This is a genomic window from Blautia sp. LMAG:36, from assembly GCF_008680535.1.
GTDB classification, from domain to species: Bacteria; Bacillota; Clostridia; order Lachnospirales; family Lachnospiraceae; genus Blautia_A; species Blautia_A fusiformis.
In genome coordinates this window covers 205,244-227,545 of the sequence record NZ_NALB01000004.1, presented here as the reverse complement: position 1 = coordinate 227,545, position 22,302 = coordinate 205,244, and the positions used below count along the sequence as shown (strand labels likewise).

Genomic DNA, 22,302 nt, shown 5'->3' with positions numbered 1-22,302 from the left:
ACAGAACGGACAGACTGCCAGCGGGACGGCTGCATGGTCGGGACCCGGTGCGTCGGAGTAAGCCGCTGGTCATACTTGGCGCCTGGGGCTTCTGACGGGAAGGTACTCTGCGGCCACAAGCCGCAGAGTAAGCCCCATCTGTCTGAGCCAGGTACGCATCAGCGTACATGGCGAGTTATGGGGCGCCCTGCACGGCAGAAGACTCAGACGCTTAGTATGACCCGGCGAAACGACCGCACCAGGCACGACCATGCAGCCGCCCCGCTGGCAGACTGTCCGTTCGTCCCTCCCTCCATTCATCCCTCCCACCCACACAAAAAAAGAGCCCCCAGGCCAAACACCCGGGAACTCTCCCAAAAACGCAAAACTCAAATATCCAATTATCATCAATCGTTACCAGTTGTCACCAACCATCACCCAACGCGCAGCCGAAACTTCTGAATCTCCTTCTCACTGGAAACCCTCTCAATCTCAGCCCCAAGACTCCTGAGCTTCTCCTCAAAATTCTCATACCCACGCTGGATATAAACAATATCATCAACAACCGTAACACCCTCAGCAGCCAGCCCCGCAATAACAAGCGCAGCCCCCGCACGAAGATCCGGCGCACTCACACGCGCCCCCGTAAGCTTCCTCACACCATCAATAATAGCAGAGTTCCCCTCCACCTTAATATTGGCACCCATCCGGGAAAGCTCATCCGCATACTTAAACCGGTTCTCAAAAATACTCTCAGTAACAATACTCGTACCCTCAGCCAAAGCCAAAGTAACCGCGATCTGCGGCTGCATATCCGTAGGATAACCAGGATAAGGCAACGTCTTCACATGCGTACGATGAAGCACATGCGGCGCACGGACACGAACTGCATCATCAAACTCCTCAACCTCACACCCGATCTCCTCAAGCTTAGCCGTAGTAGCCTCAAGATGCTTAGGAATAACATTACGAACAGTAACATCACCACGAGTAGCCGCAGCAGCAAACATAAACGTACCAGCCTCGATCTGGTCCGGAATGATCGAATACTCCGTACGATGAAGCGTCTCAACACCACGGATACGGATCACATCCGTACCAGCACCCTTGATATTCGCCCCCATACTGTTCAGGAAATTCGCCACATCAACAACATGCGGCTCCCTCGCAGCATTCTCAATGATCGTACGACCAGTCGCCATAGAAGCAGCCATCATAATATTAATAGTAGCACCAACAGAAACCACATCCAGGAAAATATGGCTGCCATGCAGATTCTCCGCCTTGGCAACAATAGCACCATGACAGATATCAACATCCGCACCAAGAGCACGGAAACCCTTCAGATGCTGGTCGATCGGCCTGCTGCCGATATTACATCCACCCGGAAGCGGAACCTCCGCATGCTTATACTTACCAAGCAAAGCACCCAGAAGATAATAAGAAGCACGGATCTTCTTGATAAACTCATAATCCACGCTGAGATTGCCGATAGTAGAACCGTTGATCTTTACAGTAGACTTATCAATACGCTCAACCTGAGCCCCGATCTCGGAGATCGCCTCAAGCAGAACATTGATGTCCCTAACATCTGGCAGATTCTCGATCAATATAGTTTCATCAGTCATAATGGCTGCTGACAATATCGCAAGCGCCGCATTCTTCGCACCCGCAATATCCACTTCTCCAACCAGAGGATTGCCGCCTTTAATCACATACTGTTCCATAACACACCTCTATTATTTACTCCTCTATGAGCAGAAACTTTCTCTGAATTTACTGCAGGAACAAACGTTCCGCAATACCGTTTTTTAGGTCAGTTGTATATTATAACACATATTTCAGATTTGTAAACAATTTATGACGAAAACCTGTCACAACCCATGACCCGAAACACTCCAGCAAACCGTTTCCACAAGCCAACAGTTACGCCTTATCTCCCCTGTTCTTCAGTGCCTCAAGCACAACCTGGAGACTCCCCTCCAGATCCTTATCCTCTTCATCCACCACAATGTCCGCATATTTCTCATACAAAGGAACACGCTCATCATAAAGACTCGCCAGCGTCTGCCCCTCCTTGAGCACAACACCACGCCCCTTAAGATTACCAAGACGCCTGGAAAGAAGCTCCAGCGAGATCTTAAGATACACCACAACACCCTCAGACTTCAGATGCTGCATAGCCTCATCGCAGTAAACCACACTTCCACCGGTAGCGATCACCGTATTCTCCACCTGGATCGAAGCATTCACACGATTCTCGATCGCCTTGAAGCCCTCTGTACCCTCATCCGCAATGATCTCACTCAGAGTCCTTTTCTCCTCCTTCTGGATCAGAAGATCTGAGTCAATAAACTGGTAACCAAGTACCTTCGCAAGTACGACACCGATGCTGCTCTTCCCCGCACCAGGCATCCCTATCAGTGTAATATTATTCATACTGTATCCTTTCATATTAGCATAACAGCTGCCAAACCTCAACAAACGTTACGGCTCCGCAGAACCTACCGTTTCTCTCTCCCTGCCTTTCCCGACGTCTTTAATTTCCCTGACATCCCTGGCTTTCCTGACATCTTCAACTTCCCTGACATCCCTGGCTTTCCCGACGTCTTTAACTTCCCTGACATCCCTGGCTTTCCCGACGTCTTTAACTTCCCTGACATCCCTGGCTTTCCCGACGTCTTTAACTTCCCTGACGTCCCTGGCTTTCCCGACGTCTTTAACTTTCCTGACATCCCTGGCTTTCCCGACGTCTTTAACTTCCCTGACGTCCCTGGCTTTCCCGACGTCTTTAACTTTCCTGACATCCCTGGCTTTCCCGACGTCTTTAACTTCCCTGGCATACCTGACTTTCCCGCCATCTCTGCCTTCTCCGATTTCTGCTGCTTCTTCTTTACGCTATAGCCAAAGGTTCCCACTTTCCGGCCACCCGCCAGATACTCCCCATGGGAATAGACCAGAAGACCTGCATCATTGAGACAAAACCTGTTATTTTTATCCATATAAGCTTCATCCGCATGGACCGCAAGCACATCCGCAAGAAACATGTCATGAGACCCCAGCTCCTTCACCTCACGCACCCTGCACTCGATCGAAACCGGAGCCTCCCCGATCATCGGTGCAGAAACAAACTGCGCTTTCTCTTTCGTAAGGTTCAGCTTCCGAAACTTGTCCACATCACGTCCCGAACGGACCCCGCAGAAATCCGTTGCATACGCCAGCTTCTCCGTTGTCAGATTGATCACAAATTCACCCGTTTTCCGGATCATATCATAGGAATAACGGGAAGGTCGGACAGAAATATAAGCCATCGCCGGATTGGTACACACCGTACCCGTCCATGCAACCGTTATGATATTATCGTTTCCCTCACCATCGGTAACACTCACCATTACAGCCGGCAGCGGATAGATCATGTTCCCCGGCTTCCATAACTGTTTCGCCATTTTCCGTCACCTCTTATGCATAATCGCTGTTCATCAGCTGAGCAGCCTCCATCATAGCCGGGATCAGCTGCTTCTTTCTGGAAACCACACCCGGCAGACTGAAGGTATCTCCATCCGGTTTCCGCTCAAAAGCGATCTCCGCCATCTGCTGGCTGCCCTCTCCGTAAAACAGAAGCTCTGTAGACTCCTCCAGGATATTCGTCAGCATAAAATAAACTCTCGTGATATCATGACGGCCACACTCACTCACCATAAACGGCATCAGCTTCTCCTTGATCTCCTTAAGCTCCTCGCTGTCCATGGAACTGATCTGACCCACACCAAAGGAAACATTACCCTCACCGATAAACTTCTTGTAATCCTGATAAAAAATCTCCTCCGGAGACTTATCCTTCAGATTACTTCCCGCAGAAAACATCTCTCGGGCAAACTCCTCGATCTTGATTCCCGCGATTAGCGCAAGAGCACTGGCAGCGATCTTATCCGTCTGCGTACAGGTCGGTGAACGGAACATCAATGTATCCGAAATAATAGCCGCACAGAGAAGCCCCGCGATCTTTTCCGGGATCTCCAGTCTCTGCTCTCCGTAGATCTCATAAAGGATCGTGCCCGTACATCCCACCGGCTCATTACGAAAAGCAACCGGCGTCATGGTCTGCAAGGTACCCAGCTTATGATGATCGATGATCTCAAGGATCTCCGCCTTCTCGATATTATCAACAGCCTGATCCACCTCATTATGATCCACAAGAACCACTTTCTTTTTATGCATATCCAGAAAATTACGTCTGGAGATCGTACCGATACACTTACCATGAGGATTGATCACCGGAAACGCCCTGTGACGGTTTTTGATCATAACATCCTGGATATCATCCGTAAAATCCTCGGTATTAAACGTAACCATGTTATCCCGCTTCATAACAAAGCTGACCGGGATACTCTGATTGATCAGACGCGCAATATTAAACGTATCATACGGAGACCGGATGATCACGATATTCTTCTCATGAGCAAGCTTTACAACCTTCTCGGAAACCACGATATTCAGCCCCACGATGATACAGCTGACATTCTGGCTGATTGCCTGAAGATGATCCTCCTCACGGTCACCCATGATGATCATATCATTCTCCTCAACGTAGCCCTCCAGCATCTTCGGGTTGGCAGTACCGACAAGCACACGCCCCTTCACAAAATATCCGTGCCCGTTACCTTCCACCACTTCACCGCCAACAGTCTCGGCAATTCTCCGATACTGCGTCCTCGCGTTGGAAAGAAGATAACTATCTGTAGTATCCATATAGGTCTTTGCGATATCACCAATCGTCACAAGCCCCTCCAGACACCCATCCTTATCCCGGATCGGAAGAGAAACGATCCCGTTCTCCTGCATCAGATCCCAGGTATTCTTCAGCGACATATTCTTATCCGCCTGCGGACTGGTCCGGATATCCATATCCTTGACCTGCGTACCGATATTTCCCAGATAAGCCGGCGGCTGTACGCCAAAACGGTTCAGCACATACCTGGTCTCCTCATTGATCTGCCCCGCTCTCTTCGGGATATATTTTTTATTCTGCGTAGTTCTGTTTTTAATATCCGCATAAGCAATAGCCGAACAGATGGAATCCGTATCCGGATTCTTATGTCCGATTACAAATATTCTCTCCGGTTTTTTCATACACATCCATCCTTTTTCATCCAAAATAATCATAATTTAATATTTGCAAACAAAGCACCCAGGGAAGTAGTAGCCTCCTCCCCCGACTCCGGAAGCTCAAAAGACTCCTCCTCAACCTCCTTAGCCATCAGATCCGATGCCTCTTTAATACTCAAGCTCAGCTTACCATCCTTGATCGCGATAACCTTCACCTTAACCTTATCCCCAACACTCAAAACCTCAGAAGGCTTCCGTATCCTCTTCTCACAGATCTGAGAAATATGCACCAGCCCGGAAACCCCGTTCCCAAGCTCTACAAAAGCACCATACGGCTGCAAACTCTCAACCGTACCCTCAGTCACAAAACCAACCTGGATATTGGAAATCTTACTCCGTCTCTCCACCTCAGCCCTCTCACGAAGAATCTCCCTGGCCGAAAGCACCAGCCTCTTCTTCGCCTTATCAGCCTCGATAACACGCACCTGGATCGGCTTATTCAGAAACACCTCAGTATCCTCAACAAACTCCAAAGCAAGCCTGGATGCCGGAATAAAACCACGGACACCCTCAACATAAGCAATGGCACCCCCGTTAACGATCCCCTTCACAACAACATCCAGCACCTCACCCGAATCCTGAAGCTCCTTCAGCCTGTCCCAGGCAAGCACATCCGCAGCATCCGCTCTGGAAAGAAGAATATTCCCCTGACCATCATCCCTGCGAAGAACCATCGCCTGAACCTCATCCCCCGGCTGAACAGCCTCTTTAATATTAAACCCCGGCACCCGGGAAAACTCCTCCACCGGAATAAAACCCTCAGCATAAAACTTAAGGTCAAGAACAACCCCCGACTCATCCACACTCACAACAGTCCCTGAGATAATATCACCCTCATCGATCCTCTTAAAAGAAGCCTCCAGCTCCCTCTCAAAATCCTTCATAGACTCCGCCATATCCAGACCTCCCATTCAAACAAAAAACAAACCACCGCCGCCCCCAAAACAGCCGACAGCACTATAATCCTAATCATTATAGCATGCACACCCCACCCGCGCTATATTTTTTTCCACAAGCCCCAGACCTCACAGGCATCCAGCACGCGCCGATGCCACACATACATCACTCACCTCCAGCACACCTCACAGGCATCCAGCGCAGCGCCGATGCCACACATCCCCCCGTCAGACCACAAGGAAACTCAGCCCTTGCAGCCATCCAGCGCAGCGCTGATGGCCCACCACCTCCCGTCAGACCACTCAATCCCCACACATCCAAAAAAATCCCTCACTCAAAACACCCCCTCAGCAGAAAATACTCCCCTCAATACTACAAATATCCCTAACAAAGGATACAGTTTATACATCCAACATAAATTACCCACCCAATCACCACACAAACTTATCACTCCCACAACCAACGCACAGGACGGACTGCCGGAGGGGCGGCTACATGGTCGGGACCCGGTGCGTCGGAGTAAGCCGCTGGTCATACTTAGCGCCTGAGGCTTCTGACGGGAAGGTACTCTGCGGCCACAAGCCGCAGAGTAAGCCCCATCTGTCTGAGCCAGGTACGCATCAGCGTACATGGCGAGTTATGGGGCGCCCTGCACGGCAGAAGACTCAGACGCTTAGTATAACCCGGCGAAACGACCGCACCAGGCACGACCATGCAGCCGCCCCTCCGGCAGTCCGTCCGTCCCTCCCTCCCTCCATCCCCACCCACAAAAAAAGAGCCCCAAAAAGGCCCAAAAACGAGGAGTGCCCCGGTAGTGGCTTACCGGGGCGATTATTATGAAAAAAATTGTATGTGTAATGATACAGATACACACCATTACAGCGTCTTTCGTAACGTTCTTTCGAACTATCCCTATACTACCAAACAAATATGAACAAACAATGAACATCTCGTAAACAATTAGCGCATTTGCACAATTTTTTTCAAAACACCCTCCCCCAATTTATAAAAACACCACATTCACAAACAAAACCAAAGCCCTAAACATTGTACATATTGTACATCTCAGCCAAACAAACCAACAACAACCCCAACAAAAGAGCCACAACCCTCACCCTCTAACTCAAACTCCATCTAAAACATCATCAAAAACACCAGCCATCACAAACCATCACCGCCGTGAAAGCATCCCCTTAATAAACTCAATCGCCTTCTCAAAAATATTCTTCACATCAGACTTCGTAACACCCATATCCTTCAAAGTACTATAAGCATCACTCACATACCCCTTGATCTGATCATCACTCATCTCGATTCCACGGAACTTACTGATAATATTAACCAGCGAACTCTTATCATCCTCATTAAGACTCACCCCAAAATGATCCGCAGCCTCATCGATCCCCTGAGAAATCTCATCATCCGTGATCTGGTTAGAATCAAAAAGCCCCTTCACATAAACAATGATATCCCCAACCTTATCCGGATCAGAAGCAAGAGACCCAACCTCATTATCCTTCAGGATCTCCTCCGCCTGACTCATAACAGAACCAGAATCAGACGCCATAACCATCATCGGAGATGTACATGAAATAACACCCGCAATAACCAAAGCTGTAACCTTGTTCAATCTTCTCATAATATTCAACCTCCATACGGGCACCAGCCCTTATCAAAAATTGCCTTTTACTATTTTTAACTATCTTTTACTGCCTTTTTATTACCTCATCATTACCTTTTCGACGCCCCTCAGTATACCACACACCCCCACCCCTCTGTAAACCTCAATTTTCCCCATTCCCACCCACACCATTCAGACTTTATGTATATCGCCAAAAATATATTCACAATATTTTCATATTTTAAACAAACTTTCCTAACATCTCATCAGTAAAATAGAAAATGTAAATTTTTCATTACTTACTTATGTCTGACACCTCAGACATAACCTCCTTTCTATGACGATATATAGATCCGGACAGGAAACCTCTCCAACATTCCCGTCCGGAAACGCAAAAAGAACCCGGACGGAACAGCTGCCCGGGCTCTTTTTGCGTTTATCATATATTAATTTTTCTCATCATAAATACAGTTGGCAAGCATCGCAAACTGCTCCAGTGTCAGCGCCTCACCCCTGATATTCAGCGGAAGGTCACACCTGTTGAACACATCCTCGATCTCATCCTTACTCAGGGAAAAATCTCCGGAATTTCTGATACCGTTCACAAGCGTCTTTCTCCTCTGGTTAAAAGATGCACGGATCAGACGGAACATAAGCCCCTCATCCTTCACATCCACCGGCGGCTTCTCATAACGCGTCAGCTTGATCACCGCACTTCCAACCTTCGGCCGCGGCATAAAACAGTTCGGCGGTACATTCGCAACGATCTCCGGCTTCGCATAATACTGCACAGCCAGGGAAAGCGCACCGTAATCCTTGGTACCGGGACCAACCTGCATACGGTCTGCAACCTCCTTCTGCACCATGACAGTGATCGAATCCACAGGAACATTCTTCTCAAAAAGCCCCATGATGATCGGAGTCGTAATGTAATACGGCAGATTCGCAACCACCTTCACAGGCTTACCGCCGTTTTTCTCATCTGCGATCTTTTTGATATCCGTTTTCAGGATATCGTTATTGATCACGGAAACATTATCCCAATCCTTCAACGTATCCTTAAGGATCGGGATCAGCGAACTGTCGATCTCCACAGCAGCCACCTCTCTGGCAGCCTCCGCAAGATACTGGGTCATAGTTCCGATACCCGGACCGATCTCCAGTATAAAATCATCCTTCGTGATACCCGAAGACTCAATGATCTTTTCCAGAACATGCTCATCGATCAGAAAATTCTGACCAAACCTTTTCTGGAAAACAAAATGATACTTTTGAAGGACTTCAATGGTATATTTCGGGTTACCAAGATAAGGTCTGGCCATATTTTTTACCTCTGCTTTTTCTTATTTTCAGCTGAAATCCTTTTCAAAAAGTACCGTGTAGCCATCACGGTCCACACGCTTCTTGGAACGCTTGAACAATCCGCTCTGAGCTCTCTCCATAGCCTTATCCAGCATGGTCTTCACAGTACCGATGCACATCGGCTGATCCTCCTTCTGGTTGATCCCGATCAGATTATACAGAGCAAGCATGCCCATCTGGTCGATACGGAATCCATTCTCCATGGTATAGACCTTGGCGAAATTAACAAGTTCATCGTTTGTAAATACAGGAATGTTGATCATGGATGTAAACTTCTTCGCAAGCTTCGGATATCTTGCGATCAGCTTACGCATACCAATCTTTTCATCCTCCAGGATCACGATCATTCCCTTTGTGTTTCCGGTCATAGCTTCCTCAAGCTCATCTGCTGTTTCCTGGGAAAGCTGGTTTGCATCCTCGATAACAAGGAAACCGCCGGCAAGCTTGGATACGATCTCCGGAATATCCTTTCCGTTGAGATCATCCGCAAATATATAGGCAACCTTGGAAGCCTCGATATTCAGCTCTTTACAGATTGCCGGGATCAGACTTGAGATCAGTCTCGTCTTACCTGTTTCTCTGCCGCCCATAACGATCACATTTCCGGTCTGGGAGGTCTTGTCTGCTGCGCCCATCTGCACATCGCAGAGTACATCAAGCAGCTGTTCCTTCATTCCGGGAACTGTAACAAAATAGGTGAAAAGCTGTTTCTCTTCATCTGTGAGCTCTTTCTTTCTGGAAACGATCTTTGTAGGATCCTTTTCTGGATGGATCGTAGCGATAAATTTCTCAAGCTGCTCTTCCTCGCTGAGCTCCTCTTCCTCATCGTCCTCTTCCATGGCTTCATCAGAATCATCACCGATGAGACTGCTGATAAAGTCATCCTCATCCTCGTCATCCTCTTCCTGGAATTCAAAGGCGTCATCACTGTATTCTTCTTCCTCATCAAGAAGATTTTCCTCTTCCGCTGCAGCCACCGGTTCCTCATGATGAAGCTTCGCAGAAGGCTCTGCTGCCGCCTTCTGCACCTGCTCCTCAGATTCCAGTGAAGGAATCTCCGGAAGCACATCCTCTTCTTCCACCGACTTCTGTACTCCTGACGGACCATTCAGAAACTCTGCTTCTGCAGCCTGAAGATCCTCCTCAGTAACCGGCTCCTCATCCTCATCAAATACGATATCCGGAAGTCTGGTATCGGAAGTCTCCGTTACCTCTTCCTCCTGCTGAGCGGAGATCTGCGCCATGATATCCTCGATATCTGCCGCATCCGGCTCCTCCGGAACAAATTCATCAGCCGCAATATCCAGATCCTCAATACCTGCCGGCTCTTCCGTTACGTCGGACTGCTGGACATCCGGAGATTTTTCTTCCTCCGGGATATCGATTCCCTGCTGTGTAGCTGCTGCCAGAATAGTATCCTCCAGGTTAAAGTCCTTATCTTTATCCTTCCCGGACCTGTCACCTACAGATGCCGCAATCTCCTCGATACTTCCGAAAATTCCGGACGCGTCCGGGATCTCTGCGGAACTGCTTGCATTCTCCGGGTCCACATTGATCATGGACTTCGGGATCTTCAGCTCCGGCATACGGATCGTTGCGGAAAAATCAGGCTTTCCTTCCTCATTGAGCGGAACCCCTGCAGACTTCTCCTCACTTTCCTCATTTCCGGCAGCCTTCTCCTTCATGATCTCTGCAACACTCTGGGACAAAGACATCTCTGTAGCTTTCTCAGCCTCAGCTTCTTCCGCTTCCTGATAAGCCTCTTCTTCCTCTTTATCCTGCTGTTCCTGAGCCTGCAGCTTCATACTTCCGGATGACAGGTTCTCAACACCTGATGCCAGGGGAATCTCATCCACTTCCTGTCCGGAAAACTCTTCCTGCTCTTCCGAAGGCTCATCACTTCCTTCTGCTGCTTCGATCTCCTCAGAATCTGTAAACTCCTCTGACGGTTCTGCTGCCGCAGCAGTCTCAGCCTCCGGCACTTCAGCCTGTTCCGTCACATCCTCAGAGCCTGTGGAAACCTCTTCCTGCTCTTCATCCTGCGCAGCTTCTTTTTCCTCCATATCCTCTTCCGCGGATTTCTTATGTCCGCCAAAGATATCACGGAATCCCTTGGAAAGCTTCTCCTGGAATGTCTCCGCACTGTTCAGATCCCGCTCATCATCTACCTGGATGGTATCTGTGACCGGTTTTGCCTCCTCATACTCGCCGGATGCTTCCTTGCTCTCCCTGATCTCCTGCGCCTTTTCCGGCGGGATCAGCTTCGGGATAAAACGCTGCTCGTATTTCTCTTTCTCTTCGCCAGTGAGAACACCCATCCGCTGTTTCAGGTCAAGGGCCTTTATCACATAAGTTCCGTCATTGAACCAAAGGATCATCTCATTGCAGAGATCCAGGCACTTCTGCTTGTCTCCTGCCTTGTAATAGAGCTTGGCCAGCTCATAGGACCAGCGCTCCGTAAATTCCTTCTCCTTATATTCCTCAAGAATACGGATCTGCTCATTCAGAGATGCATTCTTCGCTCTGGCGATCTTATATTTCAGTATATACTGGCTGTTATCATTACCTGCCACTTCTCTGTATTCATCAAAGAATTCTGTGGCTTCACTGATCTGTCCCATTTTCAGGGAAACCTCAATCAGACGGTAAAGTATGTTCTTGCCGATCGGCGCTCTGTGGTAGGCAAGAAGAAAAATTTCCTTGCTCTCTTCATAACGCTTGTTGGCCGCGTAGATCTCGCCCACTACACAAAGGGTACGGACGTTTTTCACACGACGCCAGTCAATACTGTCAACAATCTGCATGGCGCCTTTGTAATCCTGGGTCTCGACCAGCTTATTGATCTGTCCCAGCTTAACGCGAAACTCCTCTTTATCCAAAATATTCACCAACTTTCCATAATCAGAATCAGTTTACCATATGCATACGGGCTTGTCAAAACCCTTTAGGCATATAAACATGCCCCTTTACCACCTGAAAAACCCTGTTGATCTTGAACTGATGGCTGACAAAATCATCCAGTCCTGTACAGGTGATCAGAGTCTGTATATCGTGGATGCTTTCCAGCAGATATGTCTGCCTGCTGCTATCCAGCTCCGAAAGAACATCATCCAGCAGAAGCACCGGTGTATCCCGGATCTTTTTCTTCACCAGATAGATCTCCGAAAGCTTCAGGGAAAGAGCTGCAGTCCTCTGCTGCCCCTGGGAACCATACCTCCGGATGTCGATCCCGTTGACCTTTACGCAGAAATCATCTCTGTGCGGTCCCACAGAGGTCAGCTTCATCCGAAGATCCCGCTCCCGGTTCCTGGAAAGCTTATCCTCAAACTCGGCCGCCGTCACACTTGGCTCGTACAGGATCTCCAGCTCCTCGATCCCGCCGGTAAGGCCTTTATGAAGCCCCCTTGCGATCTCGTTAAGCTCATCCACAAAGGCTTCCCGCTTCCCGATGATCTTCTTTCCGTAATCGACCATCTGCATATCCCAGACATCCAGGGTACCTTTCAGCCCGGGGTTCATATAACAGTCTTTGAGAAGACGGTTTCTCTGGTTCACGATGTGATTGTAGCCGGCCAGCTCCGTGATATAAACACCATCCAGCTGACAAAGCTCCGAATCCAGAAAACGTCTTCTCTCTCCCGGTCCATTCTTGATAATATTAAGATCCTCCGGAGAAAAAAACACCAGATTCACCACCCCCAGCAGCTCCCTTGCCTTGCGGATCGGCAGCCCGTTGATGGCAACTCCCTTTGCTTTGTTTTTCCGGAGGTGCATGTCTATTTTGTATGAAAGATCGCCCTTCTTCACCATCATTCGGATATGGGATTCCTCATTCTCAAAGCGGATCATCTCCCGGTCCTTGCTTCCCTTGTGGGATTTGCTGGTACCTGCCAGATAAACCGCCTCCAGGATATTGGTCTTTCCCTGGGCATTGTCACCGTAGAGAATATTGGTGCCCTGATCAAAATTCATCTCCAGCGACTCATAATTCCTGAAATTATTCAGTCTGATGGATTCAATGTACATTCCTTCACCCGATCACATAAATATCTTTTCCATCGTAGGAAATGGTATCTCCAGGATGGATCTTGCGGCCACGGCGGTTCTCCACCTCGCCGTTCACCAGTACCAGACCATCATTGATGGCATATTTCGCCTCAACGCCGTCCTCCACAACACCGGCCAGCTTCAGCGCCTGACCAAGCTTGATAAATTCGTCTTTAATTCTGATCTCCAATTTTTTCTCCTCTTATCTCCGGGGTATTTTCTCCGTCAGATCGATCTTTTCTGATCTTCTGGCGGTATTTAAAATCCCCCAAAATACAAATTTCACCGGAAGGCGGTAATTTAAATACCCCCTTCCAGCAGTTTACGCATGAAACAATTCTCAGAACACGATCGCATTCCCATGCACAATCGGTCAAAAGCGGTCACACATTTTTAGTGTATCCGTTTATATCAATCCTGATATCTGCCGTCAGGCTGTACGTGCCCTACGGACACTTACATATCCTGACTGCCGAGCTCAATTCTGTTCACAGCTTCAAGCATGTGCGTCTCACACGTACACTCACATTCCCGAAGCTGCTGCGTACATCTCTTGTCCCTTATTCCTTATATTTCCCAGGTTTTATCTGGCCTGATTCTGGTTGATGTTTACAGGAAGGATCAGGTAAGTATAGTTCTCCTCATCGTCACGGATAAAGCACGGGGCCTTCGGATTTACAAGATAGATCGTCACGGTTTCATCATCAATAACACGAAGCGCATCGATCAGGAATTTCGGGTTGAAGCCGATCATGATATCCTTACCCTCTTTTTCAATATCGATCTCTTCATTCATGGAACCCATTGCAGAATCAATGCGCAGCTCCATATCATCGTCTGTGATGTTGATGATGATCGGTTTTTTATCAACCTCACGTACCAGAAGTGTGGCACGGTCGATACAATCCAGGAACTCTTTTTTGTTGATCTTCAGTTTTGTCTCATAATCACTGGAAAGCATCTGGTCAATTCTGAAATATTCTCCCTCGATCAGTCTGGAAACTACCATAGTCTGATCAAATTCAAATAAAATATGGTTTTTTGTAAAGTAAATGCTGACCTGATCATCCACTTCTCCGGAAAGGATCTTGCTGACCTCGCTTAAAGTTTTGCCCGGAACTACCACCTTACGGTCAGAATAATCTTTCTTAAGGGGCATTTTTCGGATAGAGATACGATGTCCGTCCAGAGAAACTACCTTCAGACAGTTATTTTTGATCTCAAAAAGTTCACCGGTCATAAGCTTATTGTTTTCATTTACAGCAATCGAAAAAATAGTCTGGCGGATCATTTCTTTCAGTGTGTACTGAGAGATCGTCAGCGGTTCATCCTTCTCGATCATCGGTAAATAAGCAAAATCTTCTCCTGATTTTCCAGGGATATTGAATTTTGCTTTTTCACAGGTAATGGTTGCTGCATATTTATCATCGGTCTTAATGGTAACATCATTATCCGGAAGTCGTCTGATGATTTCATAGAAGATTTTTGCATCAAGAGCAACTTTACCTTTTTCTTCAATAGTACCCTCAACGATGGTTTCAATTCCCAGCTCCATATCGTTGGTGGTAAATTTGATCTGGTTTGTGGTTGCATCCATGAGAATACATTCCAGGATTGGCATTGTGGTTTTTGATGGAACTGCTTTGAGTGCGATACTTACACTTTTTAACAGACTTGATTTGGAGCAGATGATTTTCATAGTGTGTATAACTCCCTTTCTGAACAATTTGTGGTTTTTATAAATATATTTATAGAAAAAATCCGCAGTAACCGCCGTAGGGGGTCAGATTTTGTGAAAAACTCCCGCAGGCCTGATGTTTTCAGGGGTTTTCCGTTGGGATAACTTTGTGTAAAAGTGGTATTTTCGCATGTGAATAACCCGGGGATAAAATTACCGCCGCGTTTTGGCAAAAAAGTTGTACACATCTCTCCACATACAATCAACACGTTATACACCAGTAATGTGGAAAACTTCCCTAACCTTGTGGATTAATCTTCTTTTTCAATATATCAATGGTATTTTTTAAGTTATCGTCGTTCTGCAATTCGTTTTCGATCTTTTCGATACCGTGCATAACGGTGGTATGGTCACGGTTTCCGAGCGCTTTTCCGATATTTTTCAAAGGTGTGGATATGATCTCACGGCAGAGATACATGGAAACCTGGCGGGGCATGACGATCTTGGAGTTTCGTTTATTTCCGCTTAAGTCCGCAGGTGTGACTCCGTAATGCTCTGCAACAACGGAGATGATGTATTCCGGTGTGATCACTTTTTTCTCATCCGGAGAAATAATATCCTTCAGTGCCTGCTCTGCCAGTTCCAGAGTTACTTCCTTTTTTTCAAGCTTGGCTCCGGCCATGACCTTGTTGAAGGCACCTTCCAGCTCACGGATATTGGATTTGATATTGGTAGCGATATATTTGATAACATCTTCACTGATGTTGTAGCCGTTCATTTCTTCATTTTTATGAAGGATCGCCATTCGGGTTTCGTAATCAGGCAGTGTGATATCTGCGATCAGACCCCACTCGAACCGGGAACGGAAGCGCTCTTCCAGGATCTCCATATCCTTCGGTGGTTTATCAGAGGATATGATGATCTGCTTTTTGGCACTGTGAAGACTGTTAAATGTATGGAAAAATTCCTCCTGTGTGGATTCTTTTCCTATAATAAACTGAATATCATCGACAAGAAGAACGTCGATATTTCTGTATTTTTCACGGAATTTGCTCATTGCCGTGTTATTTCCGTTTCGGATGGTTTCGATCAGCTCGTTGGTAAATTCCTCACTGGTTACATACAAAACACGGCTGTTTTCATCGTGTTCCAGAATGAAATGAGCGATGGAATGCATAAGATGCGTCTTACCAAGACCGGCTCCGCCATAGATAAACAGTGGATTGTAGGTATCTCCCGGTGATTCGGCAACTGCAAGAGCTGCGGCCTGGGCGAATTTGTTATTACTTCCTACAACGAAGGTGTCGAAGGTGTATTTTGGATTTAAATGCGCCTCTTCGTAACGTGTATCCTGAACCTGTTTATCATAAGAAGTGTTTTTTTCTGTTTTTTTGGGGAGATCTTTTTCCAGAACGAAGCGAACCTCGCATTCTTCCATGCCTGTCAGTACACAGATAGTAACCTGGAGGGGTATTTTGTAGCGTTTACTGATGTAATTGACTCCGATCGCTGCCTGTTCAGAGGGAACAACCACTGTTATCAGCTTTCCGTCAACCTCATAAACTTTCAGCGGCTTGAGCCAGGTATTAAAAGGGACATCAGTCACCTCATATTCAGATTTGACAGTTTGCAGGATCTCCTCCCATTTTTCAATAACAGCGTCCATTTTTTCCTCCCATGAGTATTATAATAACCCCAGTCTGCGACTGGAGATAGATATCCTTTTATATATTACAATGAAAATGGGGTTTTCGCAATGGAAAATCCTTGAGATTTTGGGGAAAAGAATGTGGATAATGTGGGGAAATTACTGTGGATTAGGGTGGATTATTGTGGATAAGAGTCCTGGAGGTTTCCATAAGTCGAGAATTGGTGGAAAATGTGGAAGAATTATGTGTATAAAAAAATCCACCTTAAAAATACCGCAAATAAAGGGTTTTTTTGAAAACGATGTGAACAAACTCTCCGAAAAAGTGGATAGATTTCCGGTCAATCCACAAGTTATCCACAAGTTATCCACAAAATGTGGATAATGTTACGTAAACCATAAGCGCTTTCCACATAAGAGAAAAAAATAAATACCGTAAGGTGGGGGTATTTTATAGAACCCTTGATTTTATCGGGTTTTTTGCAATTTTTACTTGACGAAAAGGAGGTTTATTTATATAATTGAAACGATGTTCTGAATGATAAGTTATTTCATAACAATTAAAAATAGATAAAGGAGGTGCTTTACCTATGAAGATGACATTTCAGCCAAAAAAGAGATCCAGAGCTAAAGTTCACGGCTTCAGAGCTCGCATGAGCACAAAGGGCGGACGTAAAGTATTAGCTGCAAGAAGATTAAAAGGAAGAAAACAGTTATCAGCATAAGCTGCAAGACCGCATTTATGTGGTCTTTTCTTCTATCCGGAGAAATATCCGCGCAGGCGGAATCTAATTAAGGAGGATTCGTTTGATCAGATCAGAGTCCTTAAAGAAAAATCAAGATTTTAAAGTTGTATATCAGAACGGAACATCGTACGCAAATCGGCTTCTGGTGATGTACGTGCTGAAGAATCAGCACATGAAGAATCGTCTGGGAATATCAGTAAGCAAAAAAGTAGGGAACAGTGTGGTTCGCCACAGACTCACCAGATTGATCAGAGAAAGCTATCGTCTCAACGAAACAGATTTTGACAGTAACCTTGATATTGTAGTAGTAGCGAGAGCCGCAGCCAAGGGCAAGAGCTTTCACGAGATCGAGAGTGCTTTTCTGCATCTTGCAAGAAAGCATCATATAACAGGGAATGAACATGATAAAGAAATTTCTGATTAAGATGATAAGGCTCTATCAAAAATATATATCGCCGATGAAGAGAACGAAATGTCCTTATATTCCCACATGTTCTCAATATGGTTTGGAAGCAATCGAAAAATATGGCGCATTTAAGGGCAGTCTTCTTGCGGCATGGAGGATATTGCGATGCAATCCTTTTTCCCACGGAGGCTATGACCCTGTGCCATGAATTATTTTGTGTCTGTTCAGCCTTTTCCCGGGCAGAGCAGTTATCGGAATTTGTAACTGTTCAGTACCTCCGCAGTTAGTGGACGAATGAATAGTTACCGGACTTTTACAATTGAATAAGAAGTCTAGGAGGAAATGAATTTGGAACTGTTTTTAGCAACAAAAACCGGAACTCCTATTATCGGACAGATCGCGTCTGTGATGGGATGGATCATGGATGGCATATATAAGATGCTTGACGGCCTGTTCGGAATCCAGAACATTGGTCTTTGTATCATTATCTTCAGTATTCTTATCTTTGCCTTTATGACACCGCTGCAGATCAAGCAGCAGAAATTCTCCAAGTTAAGCGCGATCATGCAGCCTGAGATCCAGAAGATCCAGAAGAAATATCAGGGTAAAAAGGATCAGGCTTCCATGATGAAAATGAACGAAGAAACCCAGGCTGTTTATCAGAAATATGGTGTTTCTCCAACCGGTAGCTGTGTACAGTTAGCCATTCAGATGCCTATTCTGTTTGCTCTGTATCAGGTTATCTACCGGATTCCTGCTTACGTTGGAAGTGTAAAGAACATTTTTACTGGTGTAGTTGACAACCTGCTAGCTGTAAACGGATACACAGATATCCTGCAGCAGTTTATCACAGACCATTCCATGACACGAGTGCGTCTCGTTATGGACAGTGCCGGAAATGCTACAAGTAACTCTATTGTTGATTTTCTGTATGCACTTTCTCCTTCCCAGTGGAAAGAGCTGGCACAGATGAATCAGTTTTCAGGATTTTCTGATGCGATCACAAAAGCATCCGGCAATATTTCCAAGATGCAGGGCTTCTGTGGACTGAATATCGCAGACCAGCCGCTGTACTATATCATGGAATTCTTCAAAAATCATGGTTCTCTGTTACTTGCGATCGTAGCACTTCTGATCCCGGTTCTTGCATGGGCAACTCAGATGCTGAACCTGAAGCTTATGCCACAGGCTGCAACACAGCCGGCAGACGGAAATGATCAGGCCAGTGCAATGGCCAACTCCATGAAAACCATGAACATGGTCATGCCTCTGATGTCTGCATTCTTCTGTTTCACATTCCCGGTTGGTCTTGGTATCTACTGGATCGCCAGTGCTGTCGTTCGAAGTGCCCAGCAGTTTGCGATCAATCGTCATCTTGATAAGATGAACATTGATGATCTGGTTAATGAGAATATGAAGAAGATCGAAGCGAAGCGTGCGAAGGAAGGACTTCCGCCGCAGAAGATCACCAATCAGGCTCATCAGTCCGCCAAGAATATCAATAAACCTGTGATCAATAAGGGCAACAGCGGAAACAATGGTGCTTCAGACAGAGCACAGAAGGTTGATACTGCTTATGAGAAGGCAAGAAGTGCAAAACCGGGCAGCATCACAGCCAAAGCAAATCTCGTAAGAGACTTTGATGAGAGAAATAAGAAGAAATAATCAGGAACGGAGGGGTTCGTAATGGAGGATTACATTCAGTTTTCAGCAAAAACAAAGAATGAAGCTATCACAAAAGCGTGTCTTGAGCTTGGAACTTCCAGTGACCAGCTTGATATTCAGGTTATCAGTGAAGGCAGCTCCGGATTCTTCGGAATCGGCAGCAAACCTGCCGTGATCAAAGTTCGCAGAATCGAGCCAGTTTCTGATATGCAGGAAATCGATGAACTGGTAGAGTCCGTGAAACTGGACGCTATCAAAGAAGAGAAGAAATTAGAAAAGCCTTTTACTCCGGATGTAAAGAAAGAATCTGCACCGAAAGCAGCTCCTGCAGAGGAGAAGAAGCCGGTGAAGAAAGAAGCTGTACAGGTGGAGAAGGCATCCGAAGAAGCACCTGCAAAGGCAGCAGCGCCAAAGGAAAGACCTGCAAGGGATTTCCAGGGCAAAGCAAAGCCTGCACGTGAGAAACAGCCAAGAGCTCCAAAGGAGCGTCAGCCGAAGGAAACACGTGAGAGAGCACCGAAGCAGGGCAGACCGATAGAGATCCTCAGCGATCCGGAGAAGATCAGAGAGGTTGAGGAGAGAGCAGTCGTATTTCTTCGTGACGTATTCGGCTCCATGGATCTTGGAGAAGTGGAGATCACATCGAAATACAACACTGCAGACGGTTCTCTGGATGTGGATTTTGAAGGTGAGGATATGGGTATCCTCATCGGAAAAAGAGGCCAGACACTGGATTCTCTTCAGTATCTGACAAGCCTTGTGGTAAACAAAGGCGAGTCTACCTACATTCGTGTAAAACTCGATACCGAGGACTACAGACACCGTCGTAAGGAAACTCTGGAGAACCTTGCAAGAGGAATCGCCTTCAAGGTAAAGAAAACCAGAAAACCGGTAGTTCTGGAACCGATGAATCCGTACGAAAGAAGGATCATCCATGCATCTCTGCAGGGTAACCGCTATGTAGAGACAGTCAGTGAGGGAGAAGAACCTTACAGACATGTAGTAGTAAAACTGAAACGCAATAATTGATGATCCACCGGTAAAGCTATAAGCCGTATCCCGGAGCGTAAGCTCCGTGGATACGGCTTTTTTGTATGGAACTGAAAATTAAAAATTATCATTGCAATCTCCGCAACAATTCTTTATAATCATTGAAGAGCAAATAACAAAAGATATTTCTGCAGCGGACATCCGGAATGCAGAGATTAGAGCGTATTTGAAAAATCATTCCCGCAATCTGCACGCCCCACTTTGCGGTATATTTTGCCCGAATTCAGTTGCCGTAGCCCGCTACGGCGCCTTCATCCGGACAAAATCTCCCACAAAGTGTGACGCACATCTTGCAGAAAGCCTTTTTCAAACACGCTCTAGCATTATAAATATGGAAACTGACAGAAGATGTTATTCTAGGTGAAAGCGTGAATAACACGTGTTTTTTGCGTGTAAAAAGCTTTTCCGGAGTAACATTTTTGCGTTTAACCGGATGCTTTTATCCGCTGGACCAGGATAAACGGCATGGCAGCGATCAGCTGCAGTGTGATATAGCGGATGCTTTTATCCGTTTGACAAAGGAGAGTGAAAAATGGAAGAGACAACGATTGCTGCGATTTCCACAGCCATGAGCGCATCGGGAATCGGGATCGTCAGGATCAGTGGCCCGGAGGCTTTTGAGATCGCATCCGGAGTATACCGTTCCAAGGGTGGAAAAAAATCTCTGAAAAACGTCCCAAGCCACACCATTCATTATGGATATATTTATGATAACGAAGAAATGGTAGACGAAGTGCTGGTCATGGCCATGCGCGGACCACGGACATACACAGGAGAAGATACCATAGAAATCGACTGCCACGGCGGCGTTTTAGCCATGAAAAAGGTACTTGAAACTGTGCTGAAAAACGGAGCCATTATTGCCGAGCCGGGAGAATTTACCAAGCGTGCATTTCTCAATGGAAGGATCGATCTTTCCCAGGCGGAGGCCGTTATGGATGTGATACAGTCCAAAAATGAGTACTCATTAAAGAACTCTGTAGGACAATTAAAAGGCTCAGTCCGAAAAAATGTACAGCAGATCAGAGAGAAACTACTGTACCATATAGCGTACATTGAATCGGCATTAGACGACCCAGAGCACTATGATCTGACAGGATATTCGGAAGAATTAGAGCAGATCGTAGCAGAAGAAAAAGAAAAGATACAGAACCTGTTAAAAACAGCCGGAGACGGAAAGATCATACAGGAAGGTATCCGGACCGTGATCCTGGGTAAGCCGAACGCAGGGAAATCTTCTCTGCTGAACCTGCTTCTGGGAGAGGACAGAGCCATCGTGACCGATATCGCAGGAACCACCAGAGACGTACTGGAAGAGTATATCAACCTGCATGGGATCACATTAAAGATCGCTGACACAGCCGGAATCCGCCAGACAGAAGACATCGTAGAGAAAATCGGTGTATCCAAAGCCAAAGAAATGGCAGCAGACGCAGACCTGATCCTCTATGTCGTAGATTCCTCCGTACCGTTAGATGAAAACGACGAAGAGATCATAAAAATTTTGCAAGAGAAAAAGACAATTGTCCTCTACAGCAAGACAGACCTTGAATCTGCTATAGATATAGAGGATTTAAAGAGCAGAATAAACCAGCCGGTGATCCCAATCTCCGCAAAAGAAGAAACCGGGATCACAGACCTGGAAGAAAAAATCCGGGAAATGTTCTTCAGTGGGGAGATTGATTTCAATGATGAAGTCTACATCACCAATGAACGCCACAGACAGGAGCTTTTAAAAGCACGGGAAAGTCTTTCTCTGGTAGAAAATAGCATAGAAAGCGGAATGCCGGAGGATTTTTATTCCATAGACCTGACAGATGCATACGAAAGTCTGGGACGGATTCTGGGAGAATCACTTGGGGAAGACCTTGTTAATGAGATATTTTCTAAATTTTGTATGGGGAAATAATAACCGCATGTGCTGCGGAGGCCCCGGCCGAATGGCCGCATGGATTGCGGAATCCCGGCCGTATATGCCGCATGGATTGCGGAACTCCGGTCGTATAACCGTATAGATTGCGGCTACCTGTTGTATGC

General features: G+C 46.5%; 19 protein-coding genes and 3 pseudogenes. 9 read left to right on the top strand and 13 right to left on the bottom strand.

The annotated features are described in order from the left end of the window. Positions 1–413: 413 nt before the first annotated feature. Together CCC17_RS05355 and CCC17_RS05350 are read right to left on the bottom strand one after the other, a co-directional pair. Positions 414–1,706 (bottom strand): UDP-N-acetylglucosamine 1-carboxyvinyltransferase, encoded by a 1,293-nt coding sequence (locus CCC17_RS05355; protein WP_092073580.1) that lies wholly within the window; start codon positions 1,704–1,706, stop codon positions 414–416. 199 nt (positions 1,707–1,905) lie between these two features. Further along, positions 1,906–2,418, bottom strand: a complete 513-nt coding sequence (locus CCC17_RS05350; RefSeq protein ID WP_147602767.1) for a shikimate kinase — start codon at positions 2,416–2,418, stop codon at positions 1,906–1,908. A gap of 28 nt (positions 2,419–2,446) precedes the next feature. Between CCC17_RS05350 and CCC17_RS15180 the strand changes: the two genes are divergently transcribed. Beyond that, positions 2,447–2,956: a leucine-rich repeat protein gene (locus CCC17_RS15180; RefSeq protein WP_442859768.1), complete on the top strand. Its 510-nt coding sequence runs from the start codon at positions 2,447–2,449 to the stop codon at positions 2,954–2,956. Here CCC17_RS15180 and CCC17_RS15020 read toward each other — a convergent pair. From CCC17_RS15020 to dnaA, 10 genes and pseudogenes are all read right to left on the bottom strand, one after another. Beyond that, a pseudogene (locus tag CCC17_RS15020) lies at positions 2,841–3,425 on the bottom strand (flavin reductase family protein); the annotation flags it as partial. The gene CCC17_RS15180 and the pseudogene CCC17_RS15020 overlap by 116 nt on opposite strands. Positions 3,426–3,438: 13 nt before the next feature. After that, complete coding sequence (locus CCC17_RS05340) at positions 3,439–5,109, bottom strand: putative manganese-dependent inorganic diphosphatase (RefSeq protein WP_287082655.1); 1,671 nt, start codon at positions 5,107–5,109, stop codon at positions 3,439–3,441. A gap of 29 nt (positions 5,110–5,138) precedes the next feature. Further along, a complete protein-coding gene (locus CCC17_RS05335) occupies positions 5,139–6,041 on the bottom strand; it encodes a 30S ribosomal protein S1 (RefSeq protein WP_287082654.1) in 903 nt (300 codons plus the stop codon). Positions 6,042–7,213: 1,172 nt separating this feature from the next. Beyond that, positions 7,214–7,681 carry a DUF1002 domain-containing protein gene (locus CCC17_RS05330; protein ID WP_015526559.1) on the bottom strand — a complete coding sequence of 156 codons (468 nt, stop codon included), beginning with the start codon at positions 7,679–7,681 and terminating at the stop codon, positions 7,214–7,216. Positions 7,682–8,109: 428 nt separating this feature from the next. After that, positions 8,110–8,985 carry a 16S rRNA (adenine(1518)-N(6)/adenine(1519)-N(6))-dimethyltransferase RsmA gene (gene rsmA, locus CCC17_RS05325; protein ID WP_118516177.1) on the bottom strand — a complete coding sequence of 292 codons (876 nt, stop codon included), beginning with the start codon at positions 8,983–8,985 and terminating at the stop codon, positions 8,110–8,112. 27 nt (positions 8,986–9,012) lie between these two features. Then, the gene (locus CCC17_RS05320; RefSeq protein WP_287082653.1) at positions 9,013–11,904 is read right to left on the bottom strand and encodes a hypothetical protein; all 2,892 of its coding nucleotides are present in this window, start codon (positions 11,902–11,904) and stop codon (positions 9,013–9,015) included. A 55-nt stretch (positions 11,905–11,959) separates the two neighbouring features. After that, positions 11,960–13,051, bottom strand: a complete 1,092-nt coding sequence (recF, locus tag CCC17_RS05315) for a DNA replication/repair protein RecF (protein WP_173775604.1) — start codon at positions 13,049–13,051, stop codon at positions 11,960–11,962. A 4-nt stretch (positions 13,052–13,055) separates the two neighbouring features. Next, a complete protein-coding gene (locus tag CCC17_RS05310) occupies positions 13,056–13,262 on the bottom strand; it encodes an RNA-binding S4 domain-containing protein (RefSeq protein ID WP_021650164.1) in 207 nt (68 codons plus the stop codon). 393 nt (positions 13,263–13,655) lie between these two features. Beyond that, a complete protein-coding gene (dnaN, locus tag CCC17_RS05305; protein WP_092072383.1) occupies positions 13,656–14,771 on the bottom strand; it encodes a DNA polymerase III subunit beta in 1,116 nt (371 codons plus the stop codon). 277 nt (positions 14,772–15,048) lie between these two features. After that, positions 15,049–16,416, bottom strand: a complete 1,368-nt coding sequence (dnaA, locus tag CCC17_RS05300; RefSeq protein WP_015526555.1) for a chromosomal replication initiator protein DnaA — start codon at positions 16,414–16,416, stop codon at positions 15,049–15,051. A gap of 121 nt (positions 16,417–16,537) precedes the next feature. On the opposite strand from dnaA, the gene CCC17_RS05295 reads away from it, so the two are divergent. The 6 genes from CCC17_RS05295 to jag all read left to right on the top strand — a co-directional run bounded on the left by CCC17_RS05295 (position 16,538) and on the right by jag (position 20,244). Beyond that, positions 16,538–16,783 (top strand): hypothetical protein, encoded by a 246-nt coding sequence (locus tag CCC17_RS05295; RefSeq protein ID WP_147602760.1) that lies wholly within the window; start codon positions 16,538–16,540, stop codon positions 16,781–16,783. 205 nt (positions 16,784–16,988) lie between these two features. Continuing rightward, positions 16,989–17,123: a 50S ribosomal protein L34 gene (rpmH, locus tag CCC17_RS05290; protein WP_005423866.1), complete on the top strand. Its 135-nt coding sequence runs from the start codon at positions 16,989–16,991 to the stop codon at positions 17,121–17,123. A gap of 82 nt (positions 17,124–17,205) precedes the next feature. Further along, positions 17,206–17,568, top strand: coding sequence for a ribonuclease P protein component (gene rnpA / locus CCC17_RS05285; protein ID WP_021650160.1), 363 nt, complete (start codon positions 17,206–17,208; stop codon positions 17,566–17,568). After that, on the top strand, positions 17,546–17,758 hold the full coding sequence (gene yidD, locus CCC17_RS05280; RefSeq protein WP_015526553.1) for a membrane protein insertion efficiency factor YidD: 213 nt from the start codon (positions 17,546–17,548) through the stop codon (positions 17,756–17,758). The genes rnpA and yidD overlap by 23 nt, the downstream gene beginning before the upstream one ends. A 134-nt stretch (positions 17,759–17,892) precedes the next feature. Beyond that, positions 17,893–19,215, top strand: coding sequence for a membrane protein insertase YidC (gene yidC / locus CCC17_RS05275; RefSeq protein WP_015526552.1), 1,323 nt, complete (start codon positions 17,893–17,895; stop codon positions 19,213–19,215). Between the two features lie 21 nt (positions 19,216–19,236). Then, a complete protein-coding gene (gene jag, locus CCC17_RS05270) occupies positions 19,237–20,244 on the top strand; it encodes an RNA-binding cell elongation regulator Jag/EloR (protein ID WP_173723526.1) in 1,008 nt (335 codons plus the stop codon). Between the two features lie 88 nt (positions 20,245–20,332). On the opposite strand, the pseudogene CCC17_RS15015 reads toward jag, so the two are convergent. Beyond that, a pseudogene (locus CCC17_RS15015) lies at positions 20,333–20,554 on the bottom strand (DUF6783 domain-containing protein). Between CCC17_RS15015 and CCC17_RS15010 the strand changes: the two are divergent. Together CCC17_RS15010 and mnmE are read left to right on the top strand one after the other, a co-directional pair. Further along, a pseudogene (locus tag CCC17_RS15010) lies at positions 20,492–20,629 on the top strand (DUF6783 domain-containing protein); the annotation flags it as partial. The pseudogenes CCC17_RS15015 and CCC17_RS15010 sit on opposite strands and share 63 nt — an antisense overlap. 168 nt (positions 20,630–20,797) lie before the next feature. Then, positions 20,798–22,174: a tRNA uridine-5-carboxymethylaminomethyl(34) synthesis GTPase MnmE gene (gene mnmE / locus CCC17_RS05265; RefSeq protein WP_147602759.1), complete on the top strand. Its 1,377-nt coding sequence runs from the start codon at positions 20,798–20,800 to the stop codon at positions 22,172–22,174. The last annotated feature ends 128 nt before the right edge of the window (positions 22,175–22,302 follow it).

Excerpts from the sequence above, each read along its gene's own strand:
- CCC17_RS05355 (WP_092073580.1), bottom strand. The coding sequence starts at position 1,706 with ATGGAACAGTATGTGATTAAAGGCGGCAATCCTCTGGTTGGAGAAGTG.
- CCC17_RS05350 (WP_147602767.1), bottom strand. The coding sequence starts at position 2,418 with ATGAATAATATTACACTGATAGGGATGCCTGGTGCGGGGAAGAGCAGC.
- CCC17_RS05340 (WP_287082655.1), bottom strand. The coding sequence starts at position 5,109 with ATGAAAAAACCGGAGAGAATATTTGTAATCGGACATAAGAATCCGGAT.
- CCC17_RS05335 (WP_287082654.1), bottom strand. The coding sequence starts at position 6,041 with ATGGCGGAGTCTATGAAGGATTTTGAGAGGGAGCTGGAGGCTTCTTTT.
- CCC17_RS05330 (WP_015526559.1), bottom strand. The coding sequence starts at position 7,681 with ATGAGAAGATTGAACAAGGTTACAGCTTTGGTTATTGCGGGTGTTATT.
- rsmA (WP_118516177.1), bottom strand. The coding sequence starts at position 8,985 with ATGGCCAGACCTTATCTTGGTAACCCGAAATATACCATTGAAGTCCTT.
- recF (WP_173775604.1), bottom strand. The coding sequence starts at position 13,051 with ATGTACATTGAATCCATCAGACTGAATAATTTCAGGAATTATGAGTCG.
- dnaN (WP_092072383.1), bottom strand. The coding sequence starts at position 14,771 with ATGAAAATCATCTGCTCCAAATCAAGTCTGTTAAAAAGTGTAAGTATC.
- dnaA (WP_015526555.1), bottom strand. The coding sequence starts at position 16,416 with ATGGACGCTGTTATTGAAAAATGGGAGGAGATCCTGCAAACTGTCAAA.
- CCC17_RS05295 (WP_147602760.1), top strand. The coding sequence starts at position 16,538 with ATGTGGATAATGTGGGGAAATTACTGTGGATTAGGGTGGATTATTGTG.
- rpmH (WP_005423866.1), top strand. The coding sequence starts at position 16,989 with ATGAAGATGACATTTCAGCCAAAAAAGAGATCCAGAGCTAAAGTTCAC.
- yidD (WP_015526553.1), top strand. The coding sequence starts at position 17,546 with ATGATAAAGAAATTTCTGATTAAGATGATAAGGCTCTATCAAAAATAT.
- yidC (WP_015526552.1), top strand. The coding sequence starts at position 17,893 with ATGAATTTGGAACTGTTTTTAGCAACAAAAACCGGAACTCCTATTATC.
- jag (WP_173723526.1), top strand. The coding sequence starts at position 19,237 with ATGGAGGATTACATTCAGTTTTCAGCAAAAACAAAGAATGAAGCTATC.
- mnmE (WP_147602759.1), top strand. The coding sequence starts at position 20,798 with ATGGAAGAGACAACGATTGCTGCGATTTCCACAGCCATGAGCGCATCG.